Raw genomic sequence first — 19,236 nt, forward strand, 5'->3', positions numbered from 1 at the left:
TAAACTATACTAGTAAAAATGTCAATAGAAACTATATCATTATCGGGTAGAAAAAAGGTGGTGTCAAATAAGGACATGACTTTTTTAGAACGATTGTATCTTGTGGCGATTGTAAAAGGTTTATTTATTACTGTAAAACACCTTTTTAGAAAAAAAGTTACCATTCACTATCCTGAGCAGGTTCGTGAGATGAGTCCGGTTTATCGTGGTCAGCACATGTTGAAACGTGATGAGCAAGGTCGTGAAAACTGTACAGCGTGCGGATTATGTGCTTTATCTTGCCCAGCAGAAGCGATCACTATGAAAGCGGCGGAAAGAAAACCAGATGAAAAACATTTATACAGAGAAGAAAAATATGCTGAGATCTATGAGATCAATATGCTTCGTTGTATTTTCTGTGGTTTATGTGAAGAGGCTTGTCCAAAAGACGCTATTTACTTAACTACTTCTAAAGTATTAGTTCCTGCTAACTACAACAGAGAAGATTTCATTTTCGGGAAAGATAAATTAGTGATGCCTTTAGAAATGGCTATGAAAAATGCTCAACTTAAAAATGCTAACTAAATGATACATATTCCTGATTTTGCACACGCAACAACTGTACAAGTTATCTTTTGCTTTTTAGCGTTTATTACCGTTATTACTGCTTTCTTGACTATTTTCAGCAGAAACCCAATTCACTCCGCTATTTACTTAGTGATTTGTTTCTTCTCGATTGCTGGTCATTATTTATTATTAAATTCTCAGTTTTTAGCTGTTGTACATATAATAGTCTACTCTGGTGCTATTATGATTCTATTCCTGTTTACGATTATGTTAATGAACTTAAATGAACAGCGAGAAGTGCATCGTCCTAGAATTACACGTTTAGGAGCAATTGTATCTTTCTGTTTAATCTTGATTGTTTTAATCACAATCTTCATTAACTCTAAACCAATTGTTGGAGAATACGATTCTACAGGAGAAGATTTTCAGTCTATTAAAGTTTTAGGTAAAATTTTATTAGATGAATATATGGTTCCATTCGAATTTGCTTCGGTATTGCTTTTGGTAGCTATGATTGGAACAGTTCTATTGTCTAAAAAAGAAAAATTAAATAAATAATGGGTAATATATTAAATCAAATAGGTATTGAAAACTACATCTTTTTGAGTGTTGTACTTTTCTGTATTGGTATTTTTGGTGTATTGTACAGACGAAATGCTATTATCGTTTTCATGTCTATCGAAATTATGTTGAATGCGGTAAACCTTTTATTTGTTGCTTTTTCAACTTATCATCAAGATGCGCAAGGACAAGTTTTTGTGTTCTTCTCGATGGCGGTTGCTGCAGCCGAAGTTGCGGTAGGATTGGCCATTTTAGTTTCTATCTTTAGAAATATCGGATCAATTAGTATCGATAATTTAAAAAATTTAAAAGGATAATCAGAAATGGATACCAATTTAGCTTTAATTTTAGTTTTAACTCCTTTACTAGGTTTTCTGGTAAATGTCTTTTTTGGAAAAAGCTTAGGAAAAACAGTTTCTGGTGCAATCGGAACTATTGCCGTAGCAATTTCTTTTGTAGTTTCTCTTTTACTTTTTAATCAAATAACTTCAACCGGAAAAGGAATTGAGGTTACTTTATTTGATTGGATTCAAATTAGCAACTTAAAAATCAACCTTGGATTTTTATTAGATCAATTATCAGTTCTTTGGTTACTTTTTGTAACAGGAATTGGATCTTTGATTCACTTATACTCTATCAGTTACATGCATGATGATGAAAATATGCACAAATTCTTCTCTTACCTGAATTTGTTCGTTTTCTTTATGATCACACTTGTAATTGGAAGCAACTTATTAGTTCTTTTCATCGGATGGGAAGGTGTTGGACTTTGTTCTTACCTATTAATTGGGTTCTGGCATAAAAACCAGGATTACAATGATGCTGCGAAAAAAGCTTTCATCATGAACAGAATTGGAGATTTAGGTTTATTAATCGGAATGTTCATCATCGGATCGATGTTCTCTACATTAGATTATGCCACTTTAAAAACGGCAATTGCCGGAGCTTCTAATTTAGATTCATCTTTACTTTCTTTAGCAGCTTTATGTTTGTTTATTGGAGCTTGTGGTAAATCTGCTCAAATTCCGTTATACACTTGGTTACCTGATGCGATGGCTGGACCAACTCCAGTTTCTGCATTAATCCACGCGGCAACGATGGTTACTGCTGGTATTTTTATGGTAACAAGATTAAACTTTGTTTTTGACCTTGCAACAGATGTACAATCTGTAATCGCAATAATTGGAGCCATCACTTCATTAGTCGCTGCTACAATTGGATTAGTTCAAAACGATATCAAAAAAGTATTAGCCTACTCTACAGTTTCACAATTAGGTTTAATGTTTTTGGCGTTAGGATTTGGAGCTTATGAAGTAGCTGTTTTCCACGTAATCACTCACGCTTTCTTTAAAGCTTGTTTATTCTTAGGTTCTGGATCTGTAATTCATGGATTACACGGAGAACAAGATATGCGTAACATGGGTGGTTTACGCAAAGTAATGCCAATTACGTTCTGGACTATGTTGATTTCTTCATTAGCAATTTCTGGAGTTCCGTTTTTCTCAGGTTTCTTCTCAAAAGATGAAATCTTATTGACTGCCTTCCACCATAGTATTCCATTATATGTTGTTGGATCGGTTGCTTCAATTATGACCGCTTTCTATATGTTCCGTTTAATGTTCTTGACTTTCTTCAAAGAATTTAGAGGAACAGAAGAACAAAAACACCATTTACACGAAAGTGGTTCATTAATTACTATTCCGCTTATCATCTTAGCTATTTTAGCGACTTTTGGAGGATTAATCAGTTTACCTGGACACAGCTGGTTAAATAAATACCTTGCTCCTCTTTTCACAAAAGCAACAGAAGGCGAGCATCATTTAGGTACAACTGAATACACTTTAATGGGAGTTGCTGTTTTAGGCGGATTATTAGGTATTTTAATTGCTTACGTAAAATACTTTAAACAAGATAATGTTCCTGAAGCTGATGAAAACATTACTGGTTTAAGCAAAGTGTTATACAACAAATACTATGTAGACGAAGTTTACGACGCTGTATTTGTAGCACCAGTAAATAGTTTATCTAAATTCTTTAGAGATTATATCGAAACAGGATTATCTGCTCTTGTATTTGCATTAGGTAAAATAGCAAACGAAATTGCTTTTCAAGGAAAAAAATTACAAACCGGAAGTATAGGATTATATCTATTTGTTTTTGTTTTAGGACTTTGTGCAATTGTTTCCTATATATTTTTAGCTCAATAATATTATTACTATGAACGTTTCTACTATATTAATTATACTTTTAATTGGTGCATTTGTCACTTATTTTTCTGGTGACAAACTAGCTTCAAAAGTTGCTCTACTTTTTAGTTTAGCCGCTTTAGTATGTTCAATTGTATTATTGAATAATTATTCGGCTGGCGAAAATATCAGCGTAATCAACAGCTGGATTACTCAGCCAAAAATTTCTTTCGCTTTAAATGCAGACGGACTTGGGCTTGCAATGGTTTTACTAACCGCAGCTCTAACTCCGATTATCATATTTTCTTCTTTCGGAAATGAATATAAAAATGCTAAAGCTTTTTACGGTCTAATCTTGTTCATGGCCTTTGCTATGACTGGGACTTTCTTAGCAGCTGACGGTCTTTTATATTATATTTTCTGGGAGTTAGCACTTATTCCAATCTACTTTATTGCTTTAATCTGGGGTAATGGAGATGCAGAAGAACGCAGAAAAGCAGTGGTTAAATTCTTTATTTATACACTTGCCGGTTCGTTATTCATGTTAACCGCTTTTATTTATTTATATACAAAAGCAGGTTCTTTCTTAATTGAAGATTTATACAAATTAGATTTATCTGCTTGTGAGCAGTTATGGATTTTCTTGGCTTTCTTCTTAGCTTATGCTATTAAAATTCCAATTATTCCTTTCCATACTTGGCAGGCAAATGTGTACCAAAAAGCACCAACAGTTGGAACAATGCTTTTATCTGGTATCATGCTGAAAATGGGATTATACAGTGTACTTCGCTGGCAGTTACCAATTGCGCCTTTAGCTGCTAAAGAATACATGAATATTTTTATCGCTTTAGGAATTGCCGGAGTTATCTACGGATCAATTGTTGCATTGAGACAAAAAGATCTTAAAAAATTATTAGCTTATTCTTCACTTGCTCACGTTGGATTAATTGCTGCAGGTTCTTACACTTTAACTCTTGATGGTTTAAGAGGTGCTGTTATGCAAATGATTGCTCACGGTTTTGTGGTAGTGGGATTATTCTTTGCTGCTGAAGTAATTTATAGAAGATTTGAAACTAGAGAAATTGAAGCAATGGGCGGTATTCGTACACAGTCTCCAAAATTTACTTCAATGTTTTTAATCTTAGTTTTGGCTTCTGTTGCATTGCCAAGCACATTTAACTTTGTTGGAGAATTTACAGTATTATACAGTTTATCTCAAGTAAATATTTGGTTTGCAATTCTTGGTGGAACTACTATTATTCTAGGAGCTTACTATATGTTGAGAATGTTCCAGCATGTAATGTTAGGAGAAACAAACTCTAAAACTTTTGCAGATGTTTCTCTTAACGAAGGAATCTCATTTGTTGCCATTATCGCTGTTTTATTGTTCTTTGGATTCTATCCAAAACCAATTACAGATTTGATTACACCAAGCTTGGAAACTATTTTACAAGTTATCAATAAGAACTAATATTTTAAACAAAAAATAAATTAGGATTACACTTCAAATTGCAATCCTAACTCAAAAAGACAAAAATGAATACATTAATAGCTATAACAGGATTGGGTATTTTCTGCCTATTGTTTGAAATTCTTAATTTAAGAAAGGCCATCATTCCTATTACCATTTTGGGTTTAATAGGTGTATTGGCACTTAATTTCTATGAATTTGGAACAGAACAAAGTTATTACAACAACATGGTTGCGGTGTCTAAGTTCTCTACAGCCTTTTCATCATTGTTTATCGTTTTGACCATTTTCCTTGTAGCGTTAAGTCATAATTTTTACCAAAATCATCCAACAAAAATTTCAGATTACGTTGCCATTAAAGTATTCTTATTGGCTGGGGCTGTTGCAATGGTTTCTTTTGGAAACTTAGCCATGTTCTTCTTAGGAATTGAAATCTTATCTATTGCATTATATGTTCTAGCGGCAAGTGATCGTTTAAATATTAAAAGTAACGAAGCGGGAATGAAATACTTCTTAATGGGATCTTTCGCATCTGGTATTATCCTATTCGGAATCTGTTTGATTTACGGAGCAATGGGAAGTTTTGATATAAGCGAAATTCACGAAAGTGCTTTATCTGCAGAATTACCAATCTGGTTTCCAATTGGATTGATTTTAATGATTATTGGAATGTTATTTAAAGTTGCTGCAGTTCCTTTCCATTTCTGGGCTCCAGACGTTTACGAAGGTTCTCCTGCTTTAACTACTGCTTTAATGAGTACATTGGCAAAAGTAGTAGCCATTGCCACTTTATTTAAGCTGATTGCTGGAATGAACGTAATTTCTTCTTTAGAAAATCAAGATCTTCTAAATACTTTTGAAGTTATTGTTGTGATTATTTCTATCGCTTCAATGTGTGTCGGTAATATTATGGCTTTAAGACAAGTAAACGTAAAACGTATGCTTGCTTTCTCTGGAATCTCGCATGCAGGTTTCATGTTAATGACATTATTAACTGTTTCTGCTTCAGCTGGTGTTTTATTATATTATACTGCAGCTTATGCTTTGTCAGGAATCGCTGCTTTCAGTGTTATTTTATACGTATGCAGAGATCAAGACAATGAAGACATTACAAACTTCCACGGATTAGGAAAAACAAATCCGTTATTGGCAGCTATCTTGACAGCTTCTTTATTGTCTATGGCCGGAATTCCAATTTTCTCTGGATTCTTTGCTAAATTGTTTTTATTCAATCAGACTATTCAAGCAGGATATATTGGTTTAGTAATTGTAGCAGTAATTAACTCTATTATCAGTGTGGGTTACTATTTCAAATTAATCATTGCGATGTATTCTAAAGAGCCGAATCAGGAAAGAACGGGAAAACCATTTCTTATTTATGCTACAGCAGTAGTATCAATTGCGTTAAACATCATTTTAGGTTTATTCCCTTCATTAGTTTTAGATTTATTGCAATAAGATAAAGGCATACAATCATATAAAGAAATCCATCAAACTTAATTTTGATGGATTTTTTTTATGACAAATAAAGAAGAGAAATTCATGTTAAAAATTCCGTTCATTCAATTGCACTTCAAAAAATCTCCATATATTTGAGTTCAATTAAATGTATAAATTATGAACTTTAATTCAAAAAATCCATTTTTAAACAGCAAGCGTTTTTCGTCTGATGCTGAACCAAGAACTGAAGTACACCAAGCTCAGATTATTGATTACAACCAAGAAATGACAGTGTCTGGAACAATTAATAAAACAGCAATCCTGTTTCTAATCTTATGCGGTGCCTCTATGGTTACTTGGTGGATGGCATTTAATGGAATGAATCCGATGCTTCCAACTATCGGTGGAGCAATTGTTGGCTTTGTTTTGGTCTTAATTTCTTCTTTTAAACCTCAGTATTCTCCTTACCTAGCTCCAGGATATGCTTTATTTGAAGGTTTATTTATTGGAGGAATTTCTGCCATATTCGAATTAAGATTTCCTGGAATTGTAATTAATGCGGTTGGAGCAACTTTGGTTACTTTCTTAGTTTGTCTTGGTTTATACAAATTCAAAATCGTTAAAGTTACAGAGCAATTTAAATCTGTGGTGGTTGCGGCTACATTAGCCATTGCAACTTATTATTTAATTTCTTGGGTGATATCAATGTTCTCAAGTTGGACACCCGTTCATTACGGAAATTCGATGATGAGTATCGGAATTAGTGTTTTTGTAATTATCATCGCCGCTCTTAATTTGTTTCTAGATTTCGATTTAATTGAAAAAGGAGCAAAAGAAAGAATGCCAAAGTTTATGGAATGGTACGGTGCAATGGGATTAATGATTACATTGGTTTGGTTGTATATTGAATTTTTAAGACTTTTATCAAAATTATCGAGCAAGGACTAGTAAGTTCTTTTTAATACTATTTGAAGCCTTTTTGAGTAAAATCAAAAAGGCTTTTTTTATTTTCTATCATTCCCTTTCAAGCATTTTTTTTAGATATTCTCACAAGCAATCAAAACAAAAAAAGCTAATTTCCTACAAATTTGTAAAATGTAATTTATTGCATCCAAAAAAATACACTTTTATTAAAATTTTACACCTTTAGAAAAGAACTTCTCAAAAGACTTATAAAATCTGAGCCTTTTTAAATTACACCAATATGTAATTAATTACAATCAGTGCAATTAATTACATATTTATCATTTAAAAATAAAAATATTTTAATTATTCTCTTTTTAACATATAAAAAATTAAATAATTAAAAATTAATATATAATTTAGTGTAATCGATTACAATTAAGCCACTAATTATCGATAGCAAAACCACTTACTTATTAACAAATTTAAACCACGCAATTATGAAAAAAAATCTACTTTTTATGACCTTCTTTTTAATTACCCTCCAAACATGGTCACAACAAATCACAGAAGCAAGCGGCTGGCTTGAATCCGTATTCGTAAAATGGCAGCCCGTAAACAACGCTCAAACCTACAATGTTTATTACACTGGGGGAGGAATCGTAGACCAAAAGATTGATAATGAACTGATCAGAAGCTACGGAACTTATTTTAGAGCCGACATTCCAGGCCTAAAAGCCGGATCTTACACAGTAAAAATCAAACCTGTTATTTCTGGTGTTGAAGGAACTGGAACCACAACCACTTCATTAACCGTTAAAGCTCATGACAGATCCGGATTTGCATTTTCAAACTCCAGAGTTCCTGGAGCTTATAATGCAGATGGAACTCCAAAAAGCAATGCAGTAATCCTTTACATCACACAGCAAACCAAAAACACAATTTCACTTAATGTAACAGGAGCATCAGCTAATCCGTGTGTTGGACTTCAAACGATTCTGGACGGATATAAAAAAGGAAAAGACACAAGACCTTTAATTATTCGTATGATTGGTCAAATCACTGACTTAACTTATATGATGAATGGTGATCTGGTAATTGAAAATAATAACAATGCAGCAAGCTACATCACTCTGGAGGGAATTGGAAACGATGCTACAGCAGATGGCTGGGGAATCAGAGTCAAAAATGCTTCAAACATAGAAATTCGAAATATTGGAATTATGAATGTGGATAGCGGTGAAGGTGATAACATTGGTTTACAGCAAGACAACGATTATGTCTGGGTACATAATTGTGATTTCTTTTATGGAAAACCTGGTGGCGACGCAGATCAAATAAAAGGTGACGGAGCTCTAGATTGCAAAAAATCGACTTATGTAACCTTTTCATACAATCACTTTTGGGATAATGGAAAAAGCAATTTATTAGGTTTAAGCGAAGGAACTACAGAAGGTTTATATATAACTTATCACCACAACTGGTACGATCATTCCGATTCGCGCCATCCAAGAATCCGTTATTATTCTGCTCACGTTTATAATAATTATTATGATGGAAATTCTAAATATGGTGTTGGGTCAACTTTAGGTTCTTCTGTTTTTGTTGAAGCTAATTTCTTCAGAAATTGTAAATACCCTATGCTGACTTCTATGCAGGGAACAGATATTTTTTATGGTACTGGAGGAACTTTTTCAAGTGAAGATGGTGGCACAATTAAAGCATTTAACAACACTATGAGCGGACAAACTCGTTTCGTTGGATACAATGCAACCACATATCCAGTAGAATTTGATGCGTATGTTGCAGCGACTAGAAATGAAACCATCAACAGCAGTATTAAATCAAAAAAAGGAGCTAAAACTTATAATAATTTTGATACCAATTCAAGTGTCATGTATGCTTATACACCTGAAACGCCAGAAAATGCCAAAACTACTGTTATGCAATATGCCGGACGTGTTTCTGGAGGTGATTTTCAATGGACATTCAACAATGCTGTTGACGATACTGCCGACTGTGTAAATATTGGCTTAAGAGATGCTTTAAACTCTTATCAGACTGGTTTAGTTGCTGTACAAGGCGGAACAACTGGAAATCAAACTTTGACTTCACCTTCAAACACTAATCAAACCGTAACTAGCGGAACAGCGATTGAAACTATTGTCTTTACATGGGGAGGTGATGCTACTGATGCTACTGTAACAGGTTTACCGGCTTCAGGATTATCATTCGTAAAAAACGCTACAGCGAAAACAATTACGATTACTGGAACTCCAACTGCGAATGTAACTTATTCAATCGCTACAACAGGTTCAGCAGGGAATCCGGCAACGGGATCAGGAACGATTACAGTTAACGCTGCAGGAACTCAGACTTTAACATCTACAAACAATAACAGCCAGACTGTTGCCAGCGGAACTGCGATAAGCTCCATTGTATTTACTTGGGGAGGAACTGCAACAGATGCTTCAGTAACTGGATTACCTGCTTCAGGCATCAGCTTTGTAAAAAACAGCTCTGCCAAAACCATTACGATTACAGGAACACCAACTGTGAATGTATCTTACACAGTAACTACTACAGGAACAGGAACTACCGCATCGGCTTCTGGAACTATAACAGTTACAACTAGTAATCCTTCTGGAGATGAAATACATAATTTTACTATATCTGGAAAAGACAGCGATTTCTACACTATAACAGGTAACCTTTCTACAACAAAAGGAACTGTTACCTATAATGGTTTAACACTAACGCAATGTTTAAAAATCGAATCTTCCACCAACATTTCGTTTACAACTGCCCAAGCAAGTACTTTAACTTTAGTCTTTGTAGAAGCTACTGCAACTATTAAAGTGGATAATGTAGATAAAGTAGCAACAAACGGAATTGTAACAGTATCATTAACAGCGGGAAGTCATACTATAACCAAAAAAGATACTTCAAACTTATTTTATATGAGCACGGTTTACAATACTGGGACATTAAAAATGGCACAGCCAGAATTAGCTACCGACACAAAAGTATATTTATATCCAAATCCGGTTTCAAACACTCTATACGTATCAGATCCAGTGCAGAAAGTGGAAAGTATTCTAATTTATAATGTGAGCGGAATCCTAGTGAAAACTGTTCAAAAAGGAGCCGAAAATATCGATGTTAGTCATCTGGCATCAGGAAGTTATTTTGCTAAAATTTCAACAACCGAAGGTGCAATTAATCAAACTGTCATTAAAAAATAAATATTTGAACATTTTCTAATCATAAAAAAGGCTTCCTGATTTGGAAGCCTTTTTACATTTTATTTCTATCTCTTACGGTTTCTAAACTCTTGCTGTTCCGTTATTTTTCCAAATTCATTCAAACATTTTTTAATTGACTCCAGATTGAAACCAACAAAAAATAACATCCCAATAAAAATTACAATCCAGCTGTAAACAATCTTTACAAAAGAAATATCTGATGTAGCTACGTAAAAAATGACTGTTGGCAGAATCGAAACTATAAATGTCAGTCCTAATGCTAGCATTAACGGGTTTACGATATAACTGTTTATACTATTCAGCCCAATTTTTCTAATAATAATTGCTAAAAAAAGCAATGCCATTATTCCAAAAACTATACCTGCAAAACTATAAATCATAAAAACATCAGGCTGATTGTTTATCTGTTTTTCGTATCCAAAAAAGGTATCAAAATTGAATTCCATCGTACTTCTTTTGTTCTGGTGTTACATCAAATAAACTCTGAGATTTATACCCCATCATTTTGGCTAAAATAAAGTTAGGAAACTCTTCAATTCCCACATTATAAAGATTGATACTGTCATTAAAAAACTCTCTTCTATCAGCAATTTTATCTTCCATTTGGGACACTCTTTTCTGTAGTTCCAAAAAATTACTGTTTGATGCCAATGTTGGATAATTTTCAGAAACAGCAAATAGGTTTTTCATCGTTTTTGAAAACTCATTTGCATTTTCAATTTTTTCTCCAACTGATTTTGAGTTCAGAAAATCAGTTCTTAATTTAGTTAGATTCGTTAATAATTCCGTTTCATGTTCCATAAATTTAGAAGCCACTTTTACCAACTCTGGAACTTCCTCTGCCCTTTGCATTAGAATCACATCAATATTTCTAAAGGCTTTTTCATAATTATTTTTAAGCATAACCAGCTTATTATAAATTCTGATAAAAAAGTTAAAGAACACGAAAAGCAGAATTATTCCGACGATTAAAGCAATATTTTGAACTGTCATATTTGTTTAGTTTAGAATGATATAAATAATTAGAAGCGAAATAAAAAACAGAGTAATTAAAAAGGAATCTAATAAGGGTTTGTATTTGTTTCTAAATGAAATACTTCGTGGAATTGCAATCCCAAATACATTATCTGAATCTCCCTTTTTTATAATTGTTTTTCCATTATCTGAACCGGCATAGCCTATCAGAAACATGTAATCGTTATGTCTTAAATACGTTTCTGAATATCTGGTCTTACCTCCTTGCTGATTGTCAACTCTATCGAAGAAATATTCCATTCCTTCTCCATCAACAATGACAGAACCTGTTTCATCTTTAATTTTAAATTTGCCTGTTTTAACTTCACTAAAAATAGTAGAATAAGTCGTTCTGCCATTATCATCGGGTTTGCTTTCTTTTTCAATTTTATAATAATATCCAATGCAGGGTTTATTAAAATAGGGTGAAATAATGGGTTCAATCTCTTCGAGATCACCCTCTACTTCTACCATTCCCATTGCAATTGAATCCATTTTTGAAGTGGGAAGAATAGACTGCAGACGCATAAATTTGCTTTTACTGCTAGGAAAAAAGATATTCTTTAGAATAATAAAACCCGGAATAATTAAAAAAAGAAGTTTTAGATTTTCGGTCTCTGCCAATAAAATAAAAGTTCCAAAAATACCCGCTATAATAAAAACTCCAAGAATCTTTTGACCAAATGTTGTTTTAGGAATATTATGTTTTTTATTAAATTTTTCTCGTTCTATTTTTTCCTCTTTACCACTCTGAATTCCTGCGTAAATCATTCCAATAATCGCACAAAAGAAAAGAGAAATAAATAATAACAACACAGTAGCCAAAGGAAAAGAAGTATCTATTACATAACTAATTCCAACAATAGCTGGAGATAAAACAAAAAAAAGCCAATTAGGAAATTTCAAATTAAAAAGTCCTGAAAAGATTAAAGTCTGAAATAAGGCAATTCCTAAACTAAAAAGCATTAAAAAAATAACCTCCGCAGTATCTACTCTATTTTGAGTTAAAAATTCGAAAAAATCATTCATAATAAAAGGGCAAATGGTTATGTTTTCTTAGGGTTAAAATACAATTTCGACTTCTTTAGACAGTAACTTTCTAATTCTATTTCTTTCTAAATCAGAAATCGGATTTTGACTTAAATCCAGACCTATAAGCTTCTGTAATTTGTTAATTTCATTTGGAATTTCAGCGATTTCATTATCACTTAAAACCAAAAATTTTAAATTTTTAAACTGTAAAATCTCTACTGGAAATATTTTCAATTGTTGTTTAGATAAATCCAATTCGATGACAAGTTCTGATTTTAATTTTGCTTCATCTAAATTGTAAAAAGTCGTTTTTTCTTTTTTCTTCTCTTCTTTGTTTCTGTTTAAAAGACCAAATCCCGCTAAGATCAAAGACGCTATAAAAAAGATACATAAAAATGCAGGCCAAATTGGATCATCATTTTTTTCTGATGTAAAAAGACGAACGTAAATGTAATAAGCCATTCCGAGAACAAGTGTAAGAAACAGTCCAAAAAATAGTAAATAAAGACAATATTTCAGAATAGAAAAGATGACTTTTTTCACCTTGGTAGTATTTTTTACAGTAAAAAAGTATACCGTCAAGCCTAAAATTAAAATCCAAAAAACTGCTACTCCTATTATTCCGATTTCACCTCCATTTTCGATAATGGCAAATGAGAAAAAAACAGGAAACATTAAAACGAACCCAATTAATAGTACTGTAAAACCAACAGACAAACAACCTGCCTTTTGTTCTTTATGGGATGATCTAAGCCATAAATAAGCCAGTAAAAAAGATAACAGAATAATACCAATAAATGCATATCCAAAAGGAGTTAGTCCAGCTAAAAAAATCAAAGTCATTTTTAGTTTCTTATAAATTAAGCATCAAGAAATGATGCTGGGAAAATAACGGCGAATTACAAATTAAAATAAAAATACTACAAATTTTGCCATTAAAAAAACCGCTTTCTTCAATTAATGAAAAAAGCGGTTTTTATTTATTCTCTAACTTCTTGTATTACAAGTCAAATTTAATTCCCTGTGCTAATGGAAGATTCGTTGTATAATTAATGGTATTGGTCTGGCGTCTCATATAAATTTTCCACGCATCTGAACCTGATTCGCGCCCTCCTCCGGTTTCTTTTTCACCTCCAAAAGCACCACCAATTTCTGCTCCCGAAGTTCCAATATTTACGTTTGCAATGCCACAATCAGAACCTGTTACAGATAAAAATCTTTCGGCTTCTCTTAAATTATTCGTCATAATTGCTGATGATAAACCTTGCGCAACACCATTCTGAATTTCGATTGCATTATCAACTTCTCCTGAATATTTAAGTAAATATAAAACCGGAGCAAAAGTTTCATGTTGTACAATTTCAAATGAATTTTCTGCTTCTGCAATTGCTGGTTTTACATAACAGCCACTTTCGTAACCTTCTCCTGAAAGTACTCCTCCTTCAACCAAAATCTTTCCGCCTTCGGCCACAACTTTATTTAAAGCCGATGCATACATTTCTACGGCATGAACATCAATCAGTGGTCCAACATGATTGTTTTCGTCAAGCGGATTTCCAATTCGTAATTGTTTGTAAGCAGCAACCAATGCATCTTTTACTTTATCATAAATATTTTCGTGAATAATCAATCTTCGTGTTGATGTACAACGCTGTCCTGCTGTTCCAACTGCTCCAAAAACAGCTCCAATAACCGTCATTTTTATATCAGCATCCGGCGTAACAATAATCGCGTTGTTCCCTCCTAATTCTAATAAAGATTTTCCTAATCTTCCGGCAACTTTCTGAGCCACAATTTTCCCCATTCTAGTCGAACCCGTTGCAGAAACAAGCGGAATACGAGTATCAGCTGTCATTAATTCTCCTATTTTGTAATCTCCATTTATTAAGCACGAAATTCCTTCTGGCAGATTATTTTCCTTAATAACCTGAGCAATTATATTTTGACAAGCAATACCGCATAAAGGTGTTTTTTCTGAAGGCTTCCAAACACAGACATCACCAGAAATCCACGCCAATGCTGTGTTCCAAGACCAAACCGCAACTGGGAAATTAAACGCCGAAATGATTCCGACAATTCCCAACGGATGATATTGTTCATACATTCTATGTCCCGGTCTTTCAGAATGCATCGTTAATCCGTGAAGCTGACGTGATAAACCAACAGCAAAATCGCAGATATCAATCATTTCCTGAACTTCTCCAAAACCTTCCTGCAATGATTTTCCCATTTCGTAAGAAACCAATTTACCAAGTGCTTCTTTATTTTGTCTCAATTTTTCTCCAAACTGACGTACAATTTCACCACGTTGTGGTGCAGGAATTAATCTAAACGTTTTAAAAGCTTCTGCTGCGGTTTGAATTGCTTTTTCATAATCCTCAGATGATGACATTTTTACTGAAGCAATTAATTTTCCGTCAACCGGCGAATAACTTTCTAAGATTTCTCCAGATGAAAAATTATTTATTCCTGTTGATGTTCCTTCATTTATGGTTTTAATGCCCAATTTTTCCAGAGCTTCCTTCATTCCAAATTGCGATGCTATTGTTGTCATTGTAACTTTTTTAGTTAAAATTGTTATATTATTAATGTAAAGATATAGTTTTAGAATTAATTTCAAATTGAAGTTAATTTATAAATAGATGTAAATTTAAGGTTATTTAATAGTATTAACAGAAACTAGACTTCACTAATTGAATTTATTTAATGAAATTTGCACTATTTAAAATAAAAATCATGCTTCATTTTTACCGACTATTACTTTGCCTTCTTTTAATTTCATCAAATGTTTTTTCTCAAAAAGAAAAATCTACTTTTCAGATAGTTCCTTTAGGAATAAAAGGCGGTATTGATGAAAAAAATCTATCAGCTTATTTGCTTGCTCCAGTTAATACAAACGATTATATCTGTCTCGATGCTGGAACGATAAACGCTGGAATCGAAAAGGCAATTGAAAACAAAGTATTTAAAGTTTCGACAAACGAAGTTTTAAAGAAATATATTAAAGGGTATTTAATTTCGCATGCTCATTTAGATCACGTTTCGGGTTTAATCATTAACTCTCCCGCTGATTCTTCTAAAACAGTTTATGCAACAGAGAAATGCATGGAAATGATGGAAAATCATTATTTCAACGATCAGACTTGGGCGAATTTTGGAGATAAAGGCCCTGGTTTTCCTTTGAAAAAATATCACTTTCAAACTCTGAACATTGATGAAGAAACTCCAATTTCAAATACTAAAATGATGGTTAAGGCTTTTCCGTTAAGCCATGTCAATCCATTTGAAAGTACTGCATTTCTAGTTAAAAGTGAAGATTCTTATGTTTTATATTTGGGCGATACTGGTCCTGATTCTGTTGAGAAAAGCGATAAACTAAAAGCTTTATGGACGACAGTTGCCCCTTTGGTTCAGACCAAACAATTAAAGGGAATTTTTATTGAGGTTTCGTTTCCAAATGAACAGCCTGATAAATTTTTATTCGGGCATTTGACTCCAACTCATTTAATGACTGAGCTTCATATTTTAGAAGATTTGGCTGGAAAAGGTTCATTAAACAATTTCAAAATTGTCATTACTCATTTAAAACCTCCTGCAAAAAATATTGCCAAAATTAAAGAACAGTTAAAAAATCAAAATGATTTAGGATTGAAGCTTATTTATCCTGAACAGGGGAAAAAGTTTGTGTTGTAGTTTTTATTTAGCAAAAGATTTCACGGAATTAAAAGAATTTTTAAAATTAATTCTTCTTTATTATAAACCCGACAGATTTTAAAAACCTGTCGGGTTTGATATCTAAAATTAAATTTAATTTATTTCTTAGCCACAAATCTAGGATCAGTCTCCATCACAGTTCCACATTTATCGCATGTTCTTAATTCTTCTGAATTGTAAAAATGTTCAAAATGAGGTAAGAAATCTTTCTCGATATTGTGCAATTCAAAATACACTTCATACAATTTATGATTGCAATTGTCACAATGCCAAAGCAAACCATCGGTAAAACCTTGCCCAGCACGTTTACGTTCTATTACCAATCCGATAGAACCTGCAGAACGAACGGGAGAATGTGGCACTTTTGCCGGATGCAGGTACATATCGCCAGCATTTAATTCCATTTCCTTTCGCTCCCCATCTTCCTGAATCACTACTTTTATACTGCCTTCTAATTGATAAAAAAGTTCTTCGGTTTCGTTATAATGATAATCTTTTCTTGCATTTGGTCCCGCCACAATCATTACGATATAATCACCAGAATCTACGTAAAGATTTTTATTTCCAACTGGCGGTTTTAATAAATGACGGTTTTCGTCAATCCATTTAGTTAAGTTGAAAGGTTTTGCTATAGCCATTTTTTTAATTCTAAATTGTGAAAAGCTAAGGTAGTGAATTTGTAGAGACGCACTGCAGTGCGTCTTTCGGTTTCTAATTCCATTTTGAGAAAAAAGTTAGACGCACTGCGGTGCGTCTCTACTGTCGAATTTCTTTTATCAAATAAACATAAACCGGAAAATGATCACTAAAACCTGCTTCTGTTAATGTATTTCGCAACGGATAACCTTTATATTGTCCCGAATTCTGAATAAGATAAGGTCTGGTGAAAATCCCTGCCTTCCAAAAACTAAAAGTTGCAAAATCTGATTTAGTTAAAGATGCTGTCATCATAATTTGATCGAAAATATTCCAGGAATCCCGAAAAGCGATTGTTCCCAATCCTTTATTTACTAATTCTTCAAACGGATTAAAAACACCAAATTCTAAAACTTCTGACTTCTTTCCTTTTGCTCCCAAAGCCATTTTTACACTATTATTAATTGGTCCGTCGTTAAAATCCCCCATTGTCATCACTTTTGCTTGTGGGTTTATCTTTTGTAAAGAATCGATAATTTTTCGGTTCAACTTTCCTGCTGCTTCTCTAAACAAAGTTGTGGCTTTTTCTCCTCCAGATCTTGACGGCCAGTGATTGACTATTATATGTATTTCTTCATTTTCTAAAAATCCCGAAACCAATAGCTGATCTCTGGTAAAAACACGATTGTTGTTTTCTTTTTTAATTTCAAGTTCATCATCTTCAATTTCCGATTGTTCTTCTTTTTTGAGACTATTTTTTTTATAAATGATTAATGGAATGTTGGAAAAAGAAGTCGGGCGAAAGTACTTTTTCTGATAAAGCAATGCTACATCGATGCCACGTTTATCGGGTGAATCAAAATGAATGATTCCGAAATCAAATTGCTGTAATTTTGATTCTTTGATTAAGTCCTCCAAAACATCTCTATTTTCTACTTCAGCACAACCAAACAAAACTGGGGCATTTGAATTTTCTGGTGTTCCAATTTCAGAAATTACTCTTGCTAAGTTTTTCAACTTTTGCTCATATTTTTGTTTTGTCCAATGTTGTGTGCCATTTGGAGTCCATTCATCATCATTTGTAAAATCATCATCTACAGTGTCATATAAATTTTCAAAATTGTAAAATGCAACGGTATGTATTTTGTATTTTTTAGGTTGCGAATTTGAACAATTACTAAAGAAAATAAAAAAACCAAAAATTAAAGTTGTAAGGCGCATAGTTCTACTTAAATAAAAATCTAATGTATAAAAAATTGATTTGTTTGTAAGAATTTTCTAAATATTTATTTTGCATTTCCTTTTTTTTATTCAAATTCTCATGTAACTTGCTGGCTCAATTTGCCATTTAGAAAATGAAAAAAATCCTTTCGATATTTATACTATTCTTAAGCCACAACACAGTTTGTTATTCTCAGAAAAACAGCCAATTTGTCGACAGTATTAGAGTAAAGTATAATATTCCAGAAATAGCGTACGCCATAGTTTCTTCTGATTCTATTTTAGAAATAAATGCTTTAGGATATAAAAAAATCAATAGTAACTTAAAGGCTGCATTATCAGATCGATTTAGATTAGGTTCTATTACTAAAACCGTTACAGCCTATTTAGCTGCAGTTTTGGTTAAAGAGGGCAACTTAAAATGGGAAACTAAATTTTTTGATTTATACCCAGAATTAAAAGCTGGAAGTAATCCTAATTATTACAATTTTACTTTAAGAGATTTTATAACTTTTAGAGCAAATATGCCAACTTGGTCGTATGGAAATAAAACTCCAACCCAAAAAGAAATAAAAGGAACAAACCCTGAACAACGTTACGAGTTTATGAAATGGTTTTTCGCAAAAACTTCTTCTATTTCAGAAAAACAAGATGTTTATGGTTCTAATCCTAGTTACGTAGCAGCCGGATTAATGCTGGAAAAAGCGACTGGAAAAACATACGAAACCTTAGTACAAGAACTAGGAAAAAGCCTGAATATTGATTTTGAATTTGGTCAGCCGAATTTAAAAGACAAAAATCAGCCTTGGGGACATGATGAAAATATGATTCCCGAAAAACCAGCTTTAAATTATAAATTAAACTGGCTTTCGTCAGCCGGAAATATCAATGTAAGCTTACCTGACTTTTGTAAATTCATTCAACTACAACTTAAAGGTTTACAAGGAAAATCTAAACTTTTTACAGAAGAAGAATTTAATTATATGCATTTTGGCCTGCCCGAATTTTCTTTTGGCTGGTATCCAGAACTCAGCAAAAATAATGAACAGCAATATTCATTTCATAATGGAAATCCTGGAACATTTTTAACCAAAGTGTATATTTGTAAAGCCACCAACAAAGCTTTTATTCTCTTTGCCAATGTACAATCTGAAAAAGCAGATGAAGGGTTAATTGTAATTTTAAAAGAATTGGAAACTAAATACGGATGTGTTCCGTTTTATTAAAATAAGAATTAAAATAATTTA

Annotated in this window: 17 protein-coding genes; 10 read left to right on the forward strand and 7 right to left on the reverse strand. The window is 32.8% G+C overall.

Translation table 11 applies throughout. The features are described 5' to 3' along the window. Positions 1-18: 18 nt before the first annotated feature. The 8 genes from GSY47_RS00155 (at position 19) to GSY47_RS00190 (ending at position 10,351) form a co-directional block, all read left to right on the forward strand. Positions 19-564 carry a NuoI/complex I 23 kDa subunit family protein gene (locus tag GSY47_RS00155; RefSeq protein WP_179003264.1) on the forward strand — a complete coding sequence of 182 codons (546 nt, stop codon included), beginning with the start codon at positions 19-21 and terminating at the stop codon, positions 562-564. After that, positions 565-1,104, forward strand: coding sequence for an NADH-quinone oxidoreductase subunit J family protein (locus GSY47_RS00160; RefSeq protein ID WP_091490517.1), 540 nt, complete (start codon positions 565-567; stop codon positions 1,102-1,104). Continuing rightward, positions 1,104-1,424: an NADH-quinone oxidoreductase subunit NuoK gene (gene nuoK / locus GSY47_RS00165; RefSeq protein WP_008466103.1), complete on the forward strand. Its 321-nt coding sequence runs from the start codon at positions 1,104-1,106 to the stop codon at positions 1,422-1,424. Before GSY47_RS00160 ends, nuoK begins: the two co-directional genes overlap by 1 nt. A gap of 6 nt (positions 1,425-1,430) precedes the next feature. Next, positions 1,431-3,314 carry an NADH-quinone oxidoreductase subunit L gene (nuoL, locus tag GSY47_RS00170; protein ID WP_179003265.1) on the forward strand — a complete coding sequence of 628 codons (1,884 nt, stop codon included), beginning with the start codon at positions 1,431-1,433 and terminating at the stop codon, positions 3,312-3,314. A gap of 10 nt (positions 3,315-3,324) precedes the next feature. Then, the gene (locus tag GSY47_RS00175; protein ID WP_179003266.1) at positions 3,325-4,764 is read left to right on the forward strand and encodes a complex I subunit 4 family protein; all 1,440 of its coding nucleotides are present in this window, start codon (positions 3,325-3,327) and stop codon (positions 4,762-4,764) included. A 65-nt stretch (positions 4,765-4,829) separates the two neighbouring features. Further along, on the forward strand, positions 4,830-6,221 hold the full coding sequence (locus GSY47_RS00180; protein WP_179003267.1) for an NADH-quinone oxidoreductase subunit N: 1,392 nt from the start codon (positions 4,830-4,832) through the stop codon (positions 6,219-6,221). 159 nt (positions 6,222-6,380) lie between these two features. Next, the gene (locus GSY47_RS00185) at positions 6,381-7,151 is read left to right on the forward strand and encodes a Bax inhibitor-1/YccA family protein (RefSeq protein ID WP_179003268.1); all 771 of its coding nucleotides are present in this window, start codon (positions 6,381-6,383) and stop codon (positions 7,149-7,151) included. Positions 7,152-7,606: 455 nt separating this feature from the next. After that, entirely contained in the window at positions 7,607-10,351 is a 2,745-nt protein-coding gene (locus GSY47_RS00190) for a pectate lyase family protein (protein ID WP_219071025.1), read from the forward strand. A 65-nt stretch (positions 10,352-10,416) separates the two neighbouring features. On the opposite strand, the gene GSY47_RS00195 is transcribed toward GSY47_RS00190, so the two are convergent. From GSY47_RS00195 to amaB, 5 genes are all read right to left on the reverse strand, one after another. After that, entirely contained in the window at positions 10,417-10,818 is a 402-nt protein-coding gene (locus GSY47_RS00195) for a hypothetical protein (protein WP_179000666.1), read from the reverse strand. Continuing rightward, on the reverse strand, positions 10,802-11,365 hold the full coding sequence (locus tag GSY47_RS00200; protein WP_179000668.1) for a LemA family protein: 564 nt from the start codon (positions 11,363-11,365) through the stop codon (positions 10,802-10,804). Before GSY47_RS00200 ends, GSY47_RS00195 begins: the two co-directional genes overlap by 17 nt. A gap of 6 nt (positions 11,366-11,371) precedes the next feature. Next, positions 11,372-12,415, reverse strand: coding sequence for a hypothetical protein (locus tag GSY47_RS00205; protein ID WP_179000670.1), 1,044 nt, complete (start codon positions 12,413-12,415; stop codon positions 11,372-11,374). A 33-nt stretch (positions 12,416-12,448) separates the two neighbouring features. Beyond that, positions 12,449-13,261: a leucine-rich repeat domain-containing protein gene (locus GSY47_RS00210; RefSeq protein ID WP_179000672.1), complete on the reverse strand. Its 813-nt coding sequence runs from the start codon at positions 13,259-13,261 to the stop codon at positions 12,449-12,451. 157 nt (positions 13,262-13,418) lie between these two features. Then, positions 13,419-14,972: an L-piperidine-6-carboxylate dehydrogenase gene (gene amaB / locus GSY47_RS00215; RefSeq protein WP_179000673.1), complete on the reverse strand. Its 1,554-nt coding sequence runs from the start codon at positions 14,970-14,972 to the stop codon at positions 13,419-13,421. A gap of 182 nt (positions 14,973-15,154) precedes the next feature. On the opposite strand from amaB, the gene GSY47_RS00220 reads away from it, so the two are divergent. Continuing rightward, complete coding sequence (locus tag GSY47_RS00220; RefSeq protein ID WP_179000675.1) at positions 15,155-16,111, forward strand: MBL fold metallo-hydrolase; 957 nt, start codon at positions 15,155-15,157, stop codon at positions 16,109-16,111. A gap of 119 nt (positions 16,112-16,230) precedes the next feature. Here GSY47_RS00220 and GSY47_RS00225 read toward each other — a convergent pair whose 3' ends face one another. Further along, positions 16,231-16,770 carry a 3-hydroxyanthranilate 3,4-dioxygenase gene (locus tag GSY47_RS00225; RefSeq protein WP_179000678.1) on the reverse strand — a complete coding sequence of 180 codons (540 nt, stop codon included), beginning with the start codon at positions 16,768-16,770 and terminating at the stop codon, positions 16,231-16,233. Between the two features lie 118 nt (positions 16,771-16,888). Continuing rightward, the gene (locus GSY47_RS00230) at positions 16,889-17,989 is read right to left on the reverse strand and encodes an endonuclease/exonuclease/phosphatase family protein (protein ID WP_179000680.1); all 1,101 of its coding nucleotides are present in this window, start codon (positions 17,987-17,989) and stop codon (positions 16,889-16,891) included. A 134-nt stretch (positions 17,990-18,123) separates the two neighbouring features. Here GSY47_RS00230 and GSY47_RS00235 point away from each other — a divergent pair, with 134 nt between their 5' ends. After that, positions 18,124-19,215, forward strand: coding sequence for a serine hydrolase domain-containing protein (locus GSY47_RS00235; RefSeq protein WP_179000682.1), 1,092 nt, complete (start codon positions 18,124-18,126; stop codon positions 19,213-19,215). The last annotated feature ends 21 nt before the right edge of the window (positions 19,216-19,236 follow it).

Origin of the sequence: Flavobacterium quisquiliarum (assembly GCF_019308285.1) — a bacterium.
Classification (GTDB): domain Bacteria; phylum Bacteroidota; class Bacteroidia; order Flavobacteriales; family Flavobacteriaceae; genus Flavobacterium; species Flavobacterium quisquiliarum.